Source organism: Halocola ammonii, assembly GCF_049334165.1.
Lineage (GTDB): Bacteria > Bacteroidota > Bacteroidia > Flavobacteriales_D > Sanyastnellaceae > JBEGHD01.
The window spans coordinates 49,975-66,244 of the sequence record NZ_JBEGHD010000007.1; the positions used below are offsets into that span (position 1 = coordinate 49,975).

22 protein-coding genes are annotated in these 16,270 nt (G+C 41.1%); all 22 read right to left on the reverse strand.

What is annotated here, in order from left to right:
- Positions 1-13: 13 nt before the first annotated feature.
- The 22 genes from yecR to ABHV44_RS08580 all read right to left on the reverse strand — a co-directional run bounded on the left by yecR (position 14) and on the right by ABHV44_RS08580 (position 16,052).
- Positions 14-1,021, reverse strand: coding sequence for a YecR family lipoprotein (gene yecR / locus ABHV44_RS08475; RefSeq protein WP_459074244.1), 1,008 nt, complete (start codon positions 1,019-1,021; stop codon positions 14-16).
- A complete protein-coding gene (locus tag ABHV44_RS08480) occupies positions 1,018-1,425 on the reverse strand; it encodes a hypothetical protein (protein WP_459074245.1) in 408 nt (135 codons plus the stop codon). The genes yecR and ABHV44_RS08480 overlap by 4 nt, the downstream gene beginning before the upstream one ends.
- 132 nt (positions 1,426-1,557) lie before the next feature.
- Entirely contained in the window at positions 1,558-1,998 is a 441-nt protein-coding gene (locus tag ABHV44_RS08485) for an HAD family acid phosphatase (RefSeq protein ID WP_459074246.1), read from the reverse strand.
- A 103-nt stretch (positions 1,999-2,101) separates the two neighbouring features.
- Entirely contained in the window at positions 2,102-2,467 is a 366-nt protein-coding gene (locus tag ABHV44_RS08490) for a nuclear transport factor 2-like protein (protein WP_459074247.1), read from the reverse strand.
- A 39-nt stretch (positions 2,468-2,506) separates the two neighbouring features.
- Positions 2,507-2,713, reverse strand: a complete 207-nt coding sequence (locus tag ABHV44_RS08495) for a hypothetical protein (RefSeq protein ID WP_459074248.1) — start codon at positions 2,711-2,713, stop codon at positions 2,507-2,509.
- A 2-nt stretch (positions 2,714-2,715) separates the two neighbouring features.
- Positions 2,716-3,474: a putative signal transducing protein gene (locus ABHV44_RS08500; RefSeq protein WP_459074249.1), complete on the reverse strand. Its 759-nt coding sequence runs from the start codon at positions 3,472-3,474 to the stop codon at positions 2,716-2,718.
- Between the two features lie 9 nt (positions 3,475-3,483).
- The gene (locus tag ABHV44_RS08505; RefSeq protein ID WP_459074250.1) at positions 3,484-4,557 is read right to left on the reverse strand and encodes a DNA polymerase beta superfamily protein; all 1,074 of its coding nucleotides are present in this window, start codon (positions 4,555-4,557) and stop codon (positions 3,484-3,486) included.
- Positions 4,542-5,303 (reverse strand): nucleotidyltransferase domain-containing protein, encoded by a 762-nt coding sequence (locus ABHV44_RS08510; protein WP_459074251.1) that lies wholly within the window; start codon positions 5,301-5,303, stop codon positions 4,542-4,544. The genes ABHV44_RS08505 and ABHV44_RS08510 overlap by 16 nt, the downstream gene beginning before the upstream one ends.
- A gap of 143 nt (positions 5,304-5,446) precedes the next feature.
- Positions 5,447-5,851: an RDD family protein gene (locus ABHV44_RS08515; RefSeq protein WP_459074252.1), complete on the reverse strand. Its 405-nt coding sequence runs from the start codon at positions 5,849-5,851 to the stop codon at positions 5,447-5,449.
- A 16-nt stretch (positions 5,852-5,867) separates the two neighbouring features.
- The gene (locus ABHV44_RS08520; RefSeq protein ID WP_459074253.1) at positions 5,868-6,218 is read right to left on the reverse strand and encodes a hypothetical protein; all 351 of its coding nucleotides are present in this window, start codon (positions 6,216-6,218) and stop codon (positions 5,868-5,870) included.
- A gap of 15 nt (positions 6,219-6,233) precedes the next feature.
- Positions 6,234-6,755 carry a hypothetical protein gene (locus ABHV44_RS08525; RefSeq protein ID WP_459074254.1) on the reverse strand — a complete coding sequence of 174 codons (522 nt, stop codon included), beginning with the start codon at positions 6,753-6,755 and terminating at the stop codon, positions 6,234-6,236.
- A gap of 64 nt (positions 6,756-6,819) precedes the next feature.
- Positions 6,820-7,278 (reverse strand): hypothetical protein, encoded by a 459-nt coding sequence (locus ABHV44_RS08530; protein ID WP_459074255.1) that lies wholly within the window; start codon positions 7,276-7,278, stop codon positions 6,820-6,822.
- A 123-nt stretch (positions 7,279-7,401) separates the two neighbouring features.
- Positions 7,402-8,652, reverse strand: a complete 1,251-nt coding sequence (locus ABHV44_RS08535; protein WP_459074256.1) for a T9SS type A sorting domain-containing protein — start codon at positions 8,650-8,652, stop codon at positions 7,402-7,404.
- 328 nt (positions 8,653-8,980) lie between these two features.
- Positions 8,981-10,384: a T9SS type A sorting domain-containing protein gene (locus ABHV44_RS08540; protein WP_459074257.1), complete on the reverse strand. Its 1,404-nt coding sequence runs from the start codon at positions 10,382-10,384 to the stop codon at positions 8,981-8,983.
- A gap of 59 nt (positions 10,385-10,443) precedes the next feature.
- A complete protein-coding gene (locus tag ABHV44_RS08545; protein WP_459074258.1) occupies positions 10,444-11,280 on the reverse strand; it encodes an AraC family transcriptional regulator in 837 nt (278 codons plus the stop codon).
- A gap of 200 nt (positions 11,281-11,480) precedes the next feature.
- Positions 11,481-11,861, reverse strand: coding sequence for a hypothetical protein (locus ABHV44_RS08550; protein ID WP_459074259.1), 381 nt, complete (start codon positions 11,859-11,861; stop codon positions 11,481-11,483).
- 121 nt (positions 11,862-11,982) lie between these two features.
- A complete protein-coding gene (locus ABHV44_RS08555; protein WP_459074260.1) occupies positions 11,983-12,408 on the reverse strand; it encodes a DUF1801 domain-containing protein in 426 nt (141 codons plus the stop codon).
- A gap of 73 nt (positions 12,409-12,481) precedes the next feature.
- On the reverse strand, positions 12,482-13,147 hold the full coding sequence (locus tag ABHV44_RS08560) for a DUF2490 domain-containing protein (RefSeq protein WP_459074261.1): 666 nt from the start codon (positions 13,145-13,147) through the stop codon (positions 12,482-12,484).
- 18 nt (positions 13,148-13,165) lie between these two features.
- Positions 13,166-13,786 carry a hypothetical protein gene (locus ABHV44_RS08565; RefSeq protein ID WP_459074262.1) on the reverse strand — a complete coding sequence of 207 codons (621 nt, stop codon included), beginning with the start codon at positions 13,784-13,786 and terminating at the stop codon, positions 13,166-13,168.
- A gap of 79 nt (positions 13,787-13,865) precedes the next feature.
- Complete coding sequence (locus ABHV44_RS08570; protein WP_459074263.1) at positions 13,866-14,420, reverse strand: hypothetical protein; 555 nt, start codon at positions 14,418-14,420, stop codon at positions 13,866-13,868.
- Between the two features lie 52 nt (positions 14,421-14,472).
- Positions 14,473-15,024 (reverse strand): peptidylprolyl isomerase, encoded by a 552-nt coding sequence (locus ABHV44_RS08575; RefSeq protein ID WP_459074264.1) that lies wholly within the window; start codon positions 15,022-15,024, stop codon positions 14,473-14,475.
- A 227-nt stretch (positions 15,025-15,251) separates the two neighbouring features.
- On the reverse strand, positions 15,252-16,052 hold the full coding sequence (locus tag ABHV44_RS08580) for a metal-dependent hydrolase (protein WP_459074265.1): 801 nt from the start codon (positions 16,050-16,052) through the stop codon (positions 15,252-15,254).
- Positions 16,053-16,270 lie beyond the last annotated feature (218 nt).

A 16,270-nucleotide genomic window follows, 5' to 3' on the forward strand; every position in this document is an offset into this window, starting at 1 on the left:
TTTAATCTTTTGACTAATAAACCCTTTCAATCATAAAGGTGAAGTTCCGCAGAGCTTCCACTTGTTCGGAGCGTGTCATTGAAGAGAGGTCTGGCGTTTTTGATGATCTTTTGACCTGCGGCAATAGATCAGCCAATGTTTTCAGATAACTCGATTTGGTGGCGTGGCAATACCTTTCATAAAAGGTAAACTGAGTGCTGGTCAACCCGACTAATTCACCTTTGCTGTTGAAAACCGGTCCTCCGCTAAAATGTGCCTGAAAGGGCAACGAAGTTTGATACAGTCTCACCTCTCCATTGGCTCCGGTTTGTGCGTTTACAACTCCTTCATTCATACGCATGTCGCGAGAAAATGATTTAAAACCTGGGTATCCCAGAGCGAAAACCTCAGTTCCAACCTTTTGTAAATCGGTTGCAAATTGATAGGGGATTTCGCTTCCAAAACCATCGAAGTCTTCGTCTGTAATTTTCAGAATGGCGATATCGTTTTCCTCGTCTGCAAATTCCAGCTGTGCTTCGTAGGAGCGGACAAAGGAACCGTTGATTCCCTTAACCCGGAAAGACTTGGCGCTATCTGCCACAAAAAATGATGTGGCTACGTATCCGCCATCTGCAACTGCCACACCAGATCCCAAATTGAATTTGGTTACGTTTTTGGCGAAGTTGACATCGAGAGTGTCGTCAACACATTCGCAGCGATGAATGACGCGCCATCTTACACAATTACCTTTCTTGTCTTTTTTCATGCACTCGCGCTCACCCTGTTTGTCGAAGAGCATTCCCGGATAGCCCCAGGCCTTGCACTTGTTCAAGACCGTTTGATGAGCGAGTTTCCAATCGATATTCGGGTTTTCATAAATGGAATATTCATAGCGGACATAAACAAACCCCATATCCTTACTCTGTTGGATGTCTACCGGAGTGTCCCAAACAGGATTTGCAATGTGCTTTTCGTTGGATGATGAAATAAAAAGAATGGCAAAAAAGGATAGAGCCAGTGCGGATAGCAGGTGCTTAATCATGACGGTATAGGATTTTGAGTTCTTGAATGTTGAATGATTTTTTTGTCAATGAAAATGGAAATCAGAAAGCCCAGCGCGTAGGCCAAAAGATCCAACCAGTCGAATGTTCCGGGCAGGCGGCCGGACATTTGTGCCAGTTCGAGAGAGATGCTCAATGAAAATGCTGCTAAAAGCCAAAAGGTTTGGTTTGATTGGTCTTTCCAAATGGCCAGAAAAATGAAGCTGAAGGAGTATGCCCAGAGAAAGTCGGGAAGTTGAAACCGAATCCAGTCGGGGACCATTTGTGGATTGAGAAGGGGAGAAGAGAGGTCAACAAAGCTGAAGTAAGGCAAATTCCGGAACAGCAGGTAGATTGCTGCTCCTGTGATAAGTGGAATAGTAATGTTTGAAATGTAGTATTTCATGGATGGTTTCAGAATGTCGCCTCATCTCGCCCGCTCGGGACGGAATTAAACAACAATCAAACCATCTCCCACAGCTCTTTGCTGTAGCGGTTTGTGGAAGTTTGTGAAATTTGAAAAAATAGGTCAGCCGGGTTAATCACTTTGTGGCTCGTCAAAAACAAGAATCTTTTTCTCTTTTTCAACGAGTCTGGAAAATTTGCCCAGGTAAGTCACTGCTCTAACTTTTTTGTTGTCTACCCAGCAGTATTCCTGATTGTCTTTTATCCGCGGTTTATTCATCACCAGCGAATGGTATTCGAATCCGTGCCTGGCCAGCCATTCTTCGGTGACCTCGCGGTGTTCTTCTCTTCGAGCTGTGAAAAAGTGAATTTGATGTCCTGCGTCTTTCCATTCTTGCAAGATGTGCTGCGCATCGGGATAGGGTTTAGCAGTGGCAAAAAGCTCGGGCTGTTCGTTGGGGATGTCGTCACAAACAGTGCCGTCAATGTCCACCAAGAAGACTTTTTCCTTATCGGCAGATTGATGTTCCCACTTCTTTTCTTCGGTGTCCTTGTCGGAATACTTTAAACTCATACTTCACTGATTTTGGTACTAGTGAATTTAGAATTTCTAAACTCGTTCAACGACAGGAAGAGGTGGTAGTTATTCACGAGTTTTCAAAGCTGAAAAATGGGCTTCAACTTTTCTCCTGAACGGAGTAGTATATCGTTTGAACCTTAATTTTTCCATTCTCGATGAGAAAAGAATCGGCTCCATCGGGAATTGACACTGTTTCAGATTCGGCCGTCCAGGTGAGGAAGCACATCTTGTCTTCACATTGAATTAGCTTGTAGTTATAGGAGCCTCCATTGAGTTGATCATCCAGCAATTTTGCAGCTTCTCGAACTCCGCTGTGACCGCGAAAAGTACCCCAGTTGGTAAGCAGCACAATGTCTTCTGCGCAGTTTCTTTTGATGTCTTCTTCAACTTTTCCTTCATTGGCCAGCTTCAGGTGATCTTCAAAAACTTGCTGAGGTGTTCTGTTAGCGAGATTCTTTGACATGGTTTTTCACAAACACAGCAGAGACGACATAGTTTGGTCTTAATTGTCGGCTTCCTCTTGTTTTGGCTGACCAGAGCGATCCACTTTAAAATCTAGTCCACACTCGAAGCAATGTCGTTCTTTGCTCAAAAATGGAAGTGGAAAACCCAACAGTAAGAAAGAAATGGCAAAAGCTTTTCTCGAGTAGCTCGGCTTTGAGACGTTGTCAGAACCGCAGTTAGGGCAGGTTGGGGTCTGATGCGTCATAATTAATAGGCTATATAACAATGAATGGTTGTCTTTTCAGACTTTAATTGCATTTTATGATCACCTCGAGTTACCTCGAAATTACCTTCATATACATAATGGAAAGTGTCGATATTGCTGATGTGTAATTTCTCATTTTCGAAAGTCCATTGGCCAATAGCCAAATCAGACTCGAAGCCTGGTAGAGCTATTGTTCCATCTTCTAAAAAGCGTAACTCCTCTTCACACGATCCATAAACTTGAATGAAGGCCGGCATGTTGGATGTTGTAAATGGCTTATAATGCTTATCCTCAAATGTCACCTTGCTTACGCACCACCGTCCAAGGTTGGTATTCAAAAGGTATTCTTTAGTTGGGACATACGGCTTCTCTTCCGCAGTTAGAATTGCATAGATCGGGTAGGAGAAAGGGATAATTAAAAGCACAATTGCGATGACAATAAGGAATCTTACCTCAAGTCCGAATTTTTTGATCCACGGAATTGTTCGGGTCATTTTATCAACTCCCTTCCAAAATCCCGAAAGCTCATGTTTTTCTTCTTTGATGTACCCGGCCTGGATGAGAAGCCTTTTGGCTCTCTCTGCATCGGCTTCTTTCACCTGCAGTTTCACACCTCCAATGGCCTGCGAGTAAAAGTTGTGCACCTGAGCAGTTAGTTCGTCTCTCACAAAACACTCAATGCCCTCCGTTTCGAGCAGTGCTCTGGCAGAGTGCATATCGGATGGGAAATTGAAAGTGGCTACGGTGATGAAGGTTGGCATGATTGGCCTTTAACTTTTATAGAAGTTCTTTCTAAGATGGAAAAGTAATTCATTGATTTGAATTTGGTCAGGTTCTTCCGGTAGAGATGACAATTCAAAAGCTCTTTCCATTTCTAATTTCCTCTCTTCGGCCATGTCTAGTAACTCTTCATATTCAAAACTTCCCGATTTTATACTTAGCAAAAAATCTCGGTTTGGGCGTCTCACGTTTATTTCACCAGTAATGGCAATTTCCGTAGCCATTTCCAACAGACGAAAAACGTGCATCATGTTTTTGGAATCATAATTCTTGCCATGACTCTTAGTAGTTTCGAAACGGGCATCATTTCGTTCTTTTACCCATTGCCAATATTCGCGGTACTTTTTGCAGTAACTGGAATAACCATCTTTGTTGAAGTAAAGTAAACATTCTTGATTTGCAGATTTCGAAATGGAGCTTAAGCTTACTTCATTAGATTTCTCAGATGAAATTATGCCCTTATAGTTTTCCTTTGGATCGTGGTAGAGTCCAAAGATATTTTTCATGTTTGGAATATTTACTAATCCACAATCACTCTGGTCCCAATTCTTCATTTCCAGGAAACTGCTAAGTGGAAGGGATCCATTCAAATAGTCAACATAACAGAACTCCAAAATAGATTTTCGTTCCTTGTCGACAGGGTTTACAATTTTTTTGTTCAGCCCACGTGCCTTTTTAATCTGAGACAAGGCGAATTTCCCGAACGTATCCTTGCAAAGTTTAGATAGAAATGTCTTGGGATTGAGACTCGTCAGAAGAGGGTGTTTTAATAGAATTGAATCTTTTGGAGTGTTCAGCAGTTCCAATATATTAGGATTATTGACTGCCAGGAGCTCAAAAAATCTGCCCAGTTCATAGTACGTGATATCGTTAGTGGAATTGCTGACCTGGCGGATGCTATTCAATCCATAAAACTCTTTCTCTGGCAGTATGAAAACTCCTTTGATATCGGTGTCAGATTGAGGTGTGTCCAAACCGTATGCTCTACTTCCGCTTATACACTGCAATACAATCAGGTCCTTCTTCTTCAGATCATCGATAGTCATCTTTATTTTTTTAGCCATTTTCTGAAAAAGTGGTCCAGGTCTTTCATGTCCCCTTGGGATGCAGAAAGATCTTTTCTTTTCTGATCTGCTCGATCAATAGTTTCTTTCATCAGGGTTAGAATGTCCTTCTCACCAGAGTGGAAGTAGCTTTCGTTCCTTGTGGACTTAAGCTGTATGAGATCTTCGATCTTTTTTTTGAGGTTTGATTCTAACTGAATACCATCGAGAATTTTCTGAAATTCTATCGGTGGAATTTCGGATTTCTCCAAAATCCATTGGCATGCCAACGCAGTTCTCAAACCATAAAAGAATGTTTTGAGTTTATAGGTGTCATTTTCAGCCACAGCCTCATAGCTCTTTTTTGCAATGTTCAAGTAGTGGTGAAGAGTCGCAATTGGAGAATAGAATTCATCAGCAAGCGAGTTTACCTCTTTCGAAAACTGTTTATCATACTTATAAAGTATCGGAGACTGAATTCTTTCCAGAAATGGTGGGTTGGATTTCCAGAGAAGTCGAAGTGATTTTCGAAGATCCCACCCTGATATGTCCAGGTTGTTGTCATCGAGCATCATTTCAATTGTGTCCTTTCTCTCGTTCAAAGATAAGTACCACTCAGGTTCATGGACATAAACCATTCTGATGTCGTAGTCGCTGTCGGGTGACGGAAAGCCCCATGCCCTGGAACCTGTCTCGCAAGCGAGAAGGATTTTTATGTTCCTATCAGATTCTATTTGATTGAGGCATTCTATTATTCTTTCTTTCACAGTGCTATGTCTCTTTAGGTGTTTTGTGCAAGGTATTATTTATCTCCTGTCAAGGTTCCAAGCACAATGGAATAGATTTTTAATCACTTCTCCAGCAATTGCTCGCGCAGAGGCTTCGCGTTTAACTCACATTTCATCAGGTGTCACTCCTTATAAACCACTACAGAGCCTGAAGCCATGTCGTGAATAGCTCTTGCTTTCTTATTTCCCGACACGGTTAAGAGTGAAACAATTCCTAAAAGTGTTTTGACGAGAAATCGAATCAGGGCAAGAGGGAAGATGATGTTTTTGTTTTGATTGTTGAGTCGCTTGACACGGATTTTCATGGTCATGTGGCCGATCGTGCCTCCAAAGAGCGAAGTGAAGATCGGATCATACAAGAAGAAAATGAAGACTAATGCGTAGATTCTTGGTTTAACAGTCTCAATTTCAAAAGCCTCAAATAAAAGAGTAGTTGCGATTATCATAAGAACTACCATAAAGCTATCAGTGAATACAGCTTTCACTCTGTCAGATACCCCGGGGTAGAATGTTTCAGTGCTTTCCATATGGTTTAGTGTAAAATCATTTAGTTTCGATTTTCCTGAAAATCCAGGTTTGAGTGCTCCAGTATTCACCACCTGCACTTTGTTCACTTAACAGTTCATACCCGTCAGAAAAGAACGGGTCTAATGTTTCATGGATTTTTTTGGTGTTTGAATGGAAGTTCTTGATGGCTTCTCTATCCAGTTCCACAACTTCATTCTCACCATTAGGAAAGGAGATAACGATTTCTGAATCAATTCTCTGAAAAGTACCTGCACTCACTGCTCTCCATGTTTCCACAACCCTCACCATCACTGTATTGTTAGAAACCTGACTAAAGCATATCAGAGCCAGAAAGCTAAAGGCAATAGTGGTAATTATTTTTTTCATTGGGCTTATTTTTGGTTATTGAATTTCCGCTAATTTCTCTTTCATCTGATTGCGAAAAACAAAGTACATGAAGAAATACAAAGGAAGTCCAAGGAGTAAATATACGATTGCGCCTTCTGAGCCATAGTTTTGTCCCAGCTCCTTGTAAAAATCACTTTGGTTGATAAATGCTCGAATCAGGAAAATGACAAAAGCAATAAAAAGAGCCACTGTAGCCAATGTTACAATCAAGTAACTACCCAATGTCCCTGTTGTTGCAATTGGCGGAAGAACAAGGAATAAGAAAAAGAGCAGGTAGCAGACAAATGCTTTTTTTGAGTTTTGTTTGAAAGATTCGAAGTGAAACTCAGCATCATCGTATGTTCGATTTTCAAGCTTTCCTGTAATTTCAAGTTCTGACTGTGGAATACCGCGCTCTTCCAATAGTTTGAGAGCTGCCATTCGTAAATCTTCATCGTATCCATATTGACGGTAGTTTCTCACAACATCGACAAGTCTGGAATTGTCTAATCTCTGGAGCTTCTCAATTTGAGTCATGAAAGAGAGTGGTAGTTAAGGGTTTGAGTATAAAGATAAGAGTTTACTCAAATAATGCTGTGTTTTAAGCTTCTTGCCACTTCTTTCTTATGGATTTCATTTTGATGAAGTAAGGGATAAGGGCGACTAACTCGAGTCTTATATTAAAACTTAAACCATTGTTCAGTAAAAATGGATAAACCAGCATCATAAATCCACAGAATAAAATTCCGACAGCGCCATCAATCAGAGCCAGGTTCACAGCCCAGTCTTTTTTTGTAATCAGTCCCAATGCTACAAAAGCTTTGAAGCTCATCAAGGCCATGATCATCAATCCATCTAAAGAGAAGGGTGATATTGTTTCAAGTCCATAAATGGAGAGGCTAAAAGAATAACCGAGAATGCCGAAAACTACTGCTACCGGCACAAATGCACCAAGTACGAGAAAAATCCAACTGAAAACTTTAATCCAAATAGGAAGTAATTCTTTTCTGTTAGCGGTTTCATTTGCCGATTGCTGCTGATCTAAAATTTGTTCTTCCACGATGATAGTGAGGTTAAGTTTCCGACAAAGAAAATGAAAATTTAAAGGACCAGATGTAGACAAAAAGAAACGCCCCTCCGACTCTCACCAAAAGGGCTCTAAAAAGAAGTGGGCTACGACTTTCTATTTCTGAACGATCACTTTCTGAGTCGAAAGTCTTTCTCCGGCTTTTACACGAAGAATGTAGGTTCCGTTTGGGAGTTCAGATAGCTCGATAGTTTCAGATTCATTTTTCACTCGGCCACTAGAGATGGTTCTTCCAGTAAGGTCAATTAACTCGTATTTTCCTTTTTCTGTAGATTCGAATTCAATCGTGAGTGTGATGCTTGCCGGATTCGGATAAACAGTTAATTGTAGTTCTTCAAACTGGATTTCATTGACATTGATTCCGAAATCGGCATTTGTTACTACAAGTCCGCTGTCACCTACTGCAAAAACAGTGCTGTCGCCATAGCTGTCGATTGCATTTAAAGATTGGTCTGTGTACTCAAACCACCAGCCCTCACCAGAGTTATCGAAGATCATTCCCTGATTTCCAAAATCCGTTTTTCCTACTGCGATTAAATAACCATTCGAGGTTTCGTGGACGTCATTATAATCAGGATAGGCAAATGTTGCCATTTGAGATACCGTTCCCCAGGTGAGTCCACCATCGTGGGTTACGAGCAGTCCAAACCCAGAGCTTTGATCATCAATGTATCCGGCATATGCTAATGTATCGTTTACCACTTCGATGGAGGTGAGCTGATTAGTGGTAATTGATGGGATAGTGTCCCAGTTTTGGCCGCCATCACTAGTTCTCAAAAATCGGCTTGGACTAACGGCAAGGCCGAAGTTCTGATCAAAAAAATCGATGTCGATGACCAAATCCTCCGCAAGCCAAGAAGGAGTGCTTATGTTGGCAACAGTGAACTCACCACCGTTGTACACCTCGATGTGCTCTCCCTGGAAGCAACCTGATCCACCGACAATGCCGTTGTTTTCATTCCAGAAAAATAGACCTTGACTGAAACACATGTTACCGGCAAAAGTTTGTTGACTCCAGGTGAGTCCGCCATCTTCTGTTTTGTAGAAGCCATTATTAGGTCCTGTAATCATGAAGCCTACCTGCTCATCAATAAATTGGAGGTTGGTGATGCTCGATGAAGAAATTGACAAGTCAACACCGCTGAAGTTTATCTCAGACCAGGTTTGACCGCCATCTGTGGTTTTGAGAAGTAGGCTGTCATTGCCACCGATATAGCCCACGGAAGAGCTGCCAAATGAAATCGTGTTCAGTTGTTTGGTCGTGTTGGTTGGAATTTCTATCCAAGGATCTTGTGCAATTGAATAGATTGAGATGATTAGCGATAATGTGGTGATAAGCAATTTCATAACTAATGTTTTGATTCAAATGTAGCTTGAATCAGCTTCACGCAAAATGTACAATTGCGATCTATACTAGTACTTTTAGGAGTTCTAATCGTCCGCTACCAATTTGGTTTCTTTCCACGAATCTTGCACGCCCGAAATGCACAACAAGTTGAAATGATTTTTGAGAAATTTGTAAACCGAATTCAACTCCTGTACATCGAACCACAGGTGGCTTTATAAAAAAAATCCGAAGCTTTTTTGTCGATTTTAATTCCCTTCCACTAGAATTATTCGTGCGGTTCTTGAATAAGTAGAAAGGTATTAATAATCAATGTCTTCTAGTACTTTTTCAGTCCATTATAATTAACTTTTCTGTTGCAATGGTTTTATTGTTTTGCATTAATTGTATAAAGTAAATTCCACCTGGCAAGTTATCCCGACTCAGTTCAACTTTTCGTCCCGAAAAATGCTTTAACACTCTAGCCTTTCTTCCTTCAACATCATAGATGTATAATTCTACTTCACCATCATTTATGGAGTTCGAAAATTCAATGTTGGTATGCGTACTAAAAGGATTGGGAAAAATGGTCACTGACTCATTTTCGTCTTGAAAATGGCTGTCAACTCCTGTGGTTTCGCTGCAATTTAGATTTACGGCAATCAGCGGTGAGCCAAAATATGCAGAGGGACTAATAATATCCATTTGTCCGTCTTCATTAAAATCTTCTATCGCAAGAGAGTTTGGAGTACTCACTGACGGAAAATGTTCATAAGGATCAAAGGTGCCATCGCTATTTCCTGTAAGTACTGTGAAACCATTCCCTTCCTCTACTACAATGTCTTCAATTAAATCATTGTCAGCATCCGTAAGATATATATAAAATGGCCTGCTGTGTGTTGAATAAAAAACCGGGTCACCGAAAGTTCCATTTCCATTACCGAAATAGATTTCTACTCTTTTGATTGAATTGCCGCTATTGGCTACCATTAAATCTGCATGACCATCACCATCAATATCCATGGAAGTAATGCCTGCGATGAAGTTATCAGGATATGTGATTGATAAGATAGAAGACGATGGGGCGAAGGTTCCGTCTCCGTTACCTTTCAAAAACGATAATTCGGAATTGGTAAGGGTTAAGTGCGTTGTGGAAACAATGTCCAGTACTGAATCATTATCAAAATCGGCAATGGCTACATCATTAGCTGCCAATCCTGATAAATAACCTGTTGCGGGCGCAAAAGAACCATCTCCTGATCCCAGTAAAACAAAAATTCCATCTCCACATGCTTCTACAATATCAGGAATATTGTCGTTGTTAATGTCTTTACAGTATACCCTGGACGGGCTACCTCCAGCTTCATAGGAGTCGGCTGGTTGAAACGTGCCATCTCCATTTCCTAATAGCACAAAGGCGGTTGTGTTGTTTGCGGTAACAATATCCAGTTGACCATCTCCATCCAGGTCTGCAGAGGCTATACAGAATAATATGCCTGACAAACTTATCGTATCGGCACTACCTAATGATCCGTCTCCGTAGCCCGGAATAAAGGAAATATTGGCTGCTTCACTGTTGGCAGTAACAATATCCACATGGTCATCAGAATTAAAATCCCCATATGTTACATCATATATGGCACCCGATGAACCATTATGATAAATAGCCCCCTCATTTGGATTGTAGAAACATAGGGATTGAGCCGAGAGGCCAAATGAAATTAAAAGAGTCAAAATGGTAAGCAGAAGTTTCATAGTCCTTTTTTACGCAAAGGTAGGCTGATACTTTCAGCAAGAAAATGTACAATTACGATCTATCCTTGTATATTTTGGTATTCTGATGGGCTGCTTCCCGTTTGGCTTTTGAAAAATTTGCTAAAGTGAGAAGGGTCCTCAAAATTAAGTTCATAGGCTACCTCTTTTGCTGACAATTCTGAATTTAAAAGTCGCTTAGCTTCCAGCGTGATTTGCTTATAGATGAGGTTACTGCAAGTAAGGCCCGTTCTGGAACTTACAATATCATTGAGCTTCTTTTCAGAAATGTTCAGCGCAGATGCGTATTCGTTTACTTTTTTTATGACCTTGAAATTACTTCTTAAAAGTCTCCGGAATTCGCGGTAAGTTTCATTTGGGAGAGAGCTTTTCGGCTTCTTTTCATGAATTTTTCTCAAACACGAAATGCACAGCAGGTTCAAATGATTTTTGAGAAACTCTTCGCGCAGGTTGTTATCTGAGTTATAATCTTGCCAAAGCGTGTTGGCTGTGCGAATTATATCTGCAGCAGAATCGCCTTGAAATTTGTAAATCGGATGCAACTCATTCACATCAAAACAAAGGTGGTCGTACAAAAAGTCGGAAGCTGCGGTGTTGCGTTCAATAGCTGAGAAATCAAATAATATAACAAAGCCATTGGTGTCGAGCTCGCGTTTTACCTGGTGCACCTGTCCAGGAGCCACAATGTGCAGGCTAGCTGAATCAATAGGAAAAGATTGAAAGTCGATATCGTGAGTACCTTTACCTTTATCAAAAATGAAAATTTCAAAGTAATTGTGTCGATGTGGTTCTGTCGTATCGTAATGCGTCAGTGCATCGAGCTTTACCACCCTGATTGACTGAATGTCTTTCGAAACAAAATCGTGGATAGGGATCATCTGATTGAGGTGTTGTGTACTTTCATTGACTCCATCGAATCCAATTTGGTTCACTCCCCATTAGAAATAACGAGAGTAAAATTAACGAAATCTTGGAAGCTCAAAAATCCTCAGTGGCCGATAATCGGGCTCTGAGGATCGATAAAGCTATAGGCTCCAAGGACCTAGTTGAACTGACGTGAATTCAATTTCAATAGTTACTAATAGTCTGTCCTAAGTGGATTCTCCTTCCGATCGATCAACTTCACATATTTATAAATCATTAGCCCCGAAACAGCAATAGTTCCGAGAAAGTAGGAGAGGCCAACGAAAAGCAGGTTCTGCGCATCGGCATTGAATTCCGGGAACTCCCGCAACTCAGAGGCCATGGCCATCAGCATGTAGAGACTGGCCAAAATCAAAACGCCAGGGATGATCAAACCGAGAATTCGGAACTTAAAAATGATTTGTAATGCCAGGATCAACAGCAATACAATGGCTATAAAATTGAACACAACGGCAGTGGACATCCAGTAAAAAATGACAGCCCCGATCAAAAGGAACTCTGGAATTTCGAGTAGAAAACTTTTGAAGTTTTTCATTGTGGTTTTGGTTGAAGGTGGTATGAATCTGTCACCGAAACGCTTTCATCTCGAAGTTAGTTTGTTGAACCTGAGAAATTTTCAGATGCTTAGCTGTGTGATGTCCTCCAGAAGGTGTCCTTCAAATACCCAGCGTCTGAAGGTGTTTGACCTGATGGTAGGTCAACGCTGCTTTGATGCACTGCCTCAACTCTTCTACCGGCAGCTTTTGGTCCAGGTGCAACACAATTGCTCGTTTACCTTCAAACTGAAGTGAGTCATCGAAAACCAATCTAAAAGTGTCAACCAGCCGGCTGTTGCATTGAAAAAACAAAAAGTAGTGGTCAGGTGATTTTTCTTTCCAATCCATCCGAAGAGTGCTGCCATGCTTCGTGACAAAACTCGGTTCGCCCCATTTCAAAGTGATCTCCAACTCCTCAACACCCTTTGTTTCTCGAGCTGTACTTATAATTAGATCTTTCAAAAATGACATTTGCTCGCGCACAAAGTCAGGGTAATTTGAAAACACTTTATTGACTTTTGGATCTGTTTGGATATGAAATGTCATAAATATAAATTTTAACACCGCAAGTATAAGAGTGGACAGTGACAACCGTGTGTCAGGAGTGGACTAACCTTTTCTAAATCGACTGATAGAAATTGAGGCTGAGCCAGTAGCGATGCCGGGGGGCAGAGTTGAGAAATGAATCCAACCTGTAGTCCAGACCGCATTCAAGCTTGCTTTTGGCGGACACAGCAAAACCGAGGAGTCCAACGCCTCTTATCTCGAGGTCGTAGTCATTTCCCTGAAAAGAGTTGAGGTATTCGTTGTTGATTTTTAGGAAATATTCCCCTGGATCCAGAGACTCCCCGTTGAGCGGAATTTCTGCAGAAGCCCGATAACGAAAACGAAACTCGGTGTCATCGTTTTCTTCGAAAGTCTGATCAGTCGAAATTCTGTGAGCCACTCGAAAAGCCGGATAGCGTTTTACGGAGCTCAGCTGCTGAATGGTCCTGTTTACGATGCCACTATCCGTTACTCGCAAGAGGTAACCTGCAGCAACGGTAGTGTTGATCCCAATTTTCTTAGCCCCGGCAAGTGAGATGTCCGTAAGCAGATAGTCGTAATTAAACTCTTCCTGAAAAAGCGACTGCCTGGATTCGGTTTTGAAGTTGACCGACCAGTCTTTCGGCAGCTTTTTGTTGATGTTGATCGATGGCAAGATGCCCGCCTGATCGCTGCTCTGCGATTGAGCCAAAAAGGGAAGGAGCAAGGAAAACAGAAAGAGAAATCGATGAATCTTCAAGGCGCTACTTTCTTCAAATTAGTACTCGATGTTGTCCGACATTTTCAGGATAATTTTCGACTTGCGGATAAAATCACCTTCTTCATCAAACAAATACTCAAACATGATGAACGAACCATCAACCTTAGTGGAGAGCACGATCTCGTAGTTCAACTCCACATCGTCCGTTTCCTCTTGGAGAAAGAACTCCAGAACGTCATCCGTCTCACCCAGATACTGAAACTGGATTTTTTTGACGGAGTACTTTTCTAATTCCTCTTCCAAAAATTCTTCGATTTCTTCGAGGGCTTCGGCCTCAACGAGGTTCATTTCCTTTTGGATTTCCAGGTCCTCGAAAGTGCCGTCTTCAGAAAACTCAATGCTCAGGCGCTCGCCCTTGAATTTGGTTTTCGCTTCAAAAGAAGTACGATCTAACCCGTACTCCTTGTACCACTTAATCTTCGAGGAGATCTTCATGGAGTTGACAAGCTCCAGTGCATCTTCGGGCACTTCACTTTCTTCGATTCGCACTTCTTTTTCGTATTTCTGCTGGGCAAAAGTAGAGTAGGTTAAAGTCACGAAAGCTAGAGCCAGTGCGGACTTAAACAAGGCGCGAAGTGAAAAATCACTTGTAGATCTGTGAGAGATAAGTCTTTTCATCGGGATCAAAATTAAAGAAATCGAGAGGTCTGATTCATTAAGCTTACTTGAAGAACTACAAAGGTATATCACTTGAAGTCTATCTTTTTCTTCGCCTTCTGCTTTCTCGCAGCCTTTGGCTAAACCGATCGTCAAGTGGAAGATCTAATTTCTCAGAGAACTTGAGGGCAAAGCTTTTTGAGTCATTGTAATTCGGGCTTTCATAAACCAAAAAGTTTGCACTGCTGTCTTTTTCACTTTCCAGGCTCACCATAAACCTGCGGTGATTTTCTGTGTTTCGCCCTCTCTGATAGAACGACACGACTTTAATCTGGTAAGATTCCAAATCCAGCACAATGCGATCAAGGGTGTCAAAGTCGATCCATTCTCCTGTTTTCCCCCACAGTCGCAGTTTGTAGTTTCTGATTTTGTTTTGCTTTCTGTCAATTTGAATGCCTTGAATGTCGATGATAAACAAAATGAAAACCGCAAGAAAAGGTGAGAGTACAGGGAGGACAAAGAAATTCACGACAAAGGCAAATGCTAAGATGATTACCAATAGTATCATGAAAACGATAAACAGCGGTGCTGATTTTCCTCCTCTAAATTGCGGTCCTCTGGAGATTGAGATTATGTTTGATAGTTGGGTTGGCAAATTTTCAGGTTTGATTACTCTGAGTCAATTGGAACTGTGGGGAGTTTCAGCCTTAAAGTGGAGTATACTTTACGCTTAAAAATTTTGTGATTATAATCTCATACTCTTTCCTTAAAATAAGAACTACATGGTACCAGTTGTTTTCTGGGATGTCAATTGTGAAAACGTCACCAGTTTCATGTTCTCTGCAAGCCTGGTCAAAATCCTCAACGAGCATGTTTGGTCTAACTTCCAGTAGTTTTCCATTGTGCTTGTCACGCATGATACTATATTCACGAACAAGGGAGTCGAACGAGGTGCCCGATTTGAATTTCTTGATGATCTCGGTACGAATCGAATCGATGCTCGCAGAGTCCAACTTGTGACCATCCAGGTATATGTATTGGATGTCAAAGACTGTTTCACGATTTCGACTTAATACTTTCCCGGCAAAATCCATATCTCGATGATTGTCATGGTATAGGAAGACTTCGCCAATTTCCATGTCAAGAACCTTTGAATACCTCAATGAATCACTCTTGGATATGTTGTAAATGTGTGCCAGCCAGGTTGGATGATTTTCAGAGTAAATTTCGGCTTCCTGTGTACTGGATATTTTCTTCAAGTCTTTGACAACCTCTTCTTTGGTTTGGGCTGACAAGCCAATTGAGATAATTAATGACAACAAAAAAATAAAGACTGATTTCAATTTGATTCCGTTTTCGAGTTGTTTGATTACGGACTGGCTAAAGTTAGTCAGCCTTGTTGAATTTCCTAAGATAAGAGATTTTCATCGTGAAGCTGTTCTGTTTCATTCTCCTGTCTGCAAGTTAGCCAGCTAGTTTGTCTCTTTCAGAAATTGAGAGGGATTCTGTTATCGATTTCTGTCATAATTTTAAAAAGTCTTTCGCCCAGGATTTCCTTCTGAATAAGTTTTGATTCTGCTTCGAGCTGACTGTAATTCGCGGTATGTCCTGAGTAGTTGAAATCTGTTGGCCGGGTGTTGACCTGGAACAAAAAGAAGATTAGACCGAGAGTGAAGACACCAATACTCCCAATTGTTCTCAATTTATGGGAGATCTTCGGGATCAGATTTATTAGGAGGTTGAGAATAATTACACTTAGAATGATTAGAACTAAATCGTAATTGTTCCACCACCAGATTTTGCCAAATCCGCCCACATAGGTGGAGTCAGGAAAAAATAGATTTACTCCTCCCCATACGCTTGAAGGTGTCGGCATATCTTCCAATAAGTGAAATACATATCCCAGAAAGAATGCAAAGAGGGAATACTTTCTTTTAAACACATTCGCTTTCACTTTGGATAATTTGAAGTTTCTCCTGAAAACAGCTCCTGCAACAATTGATAAAAAAATCAAGACGATGGGTGCCAAAATCGAATGCAAGGCTGCGTGATGCGAATACCAGAATTTGCCGAAATAAATTTGTTTACCTGAATGCTCCAGATCGAAGAGAGTACCGATGGTGGAATCAAAATTGGACCACAAGGATATAGCGTCAAAATCGGGTAGTGCACCTCCAGATGCTCCTGCTAATAGGATTGAGCCTTTCTCTTTCATTGAGCCGTTGGAAAACGTTGCCAAAACAGTTCCGACTGCAACACCGGTTAAAGTATGGGAGATTATATCCATTCGTTTTGATTGACCACTATTATTTGGCTTTGGTTAAAGCGTTGCTCTTGACTGACTTTTCGTTAAAAAAAAGCTAAAGATATGAAAGGCAATGATGCTTGAAAAAGTAGTGTTTAGAGCCCTTTCAATATTGGCTATAACCCAACAGCGTAAAAGAGTATAGATAAATATTGTTTACCACTTTTAGACCGAGCCGAGGGCTTCACATAGGAGACCTT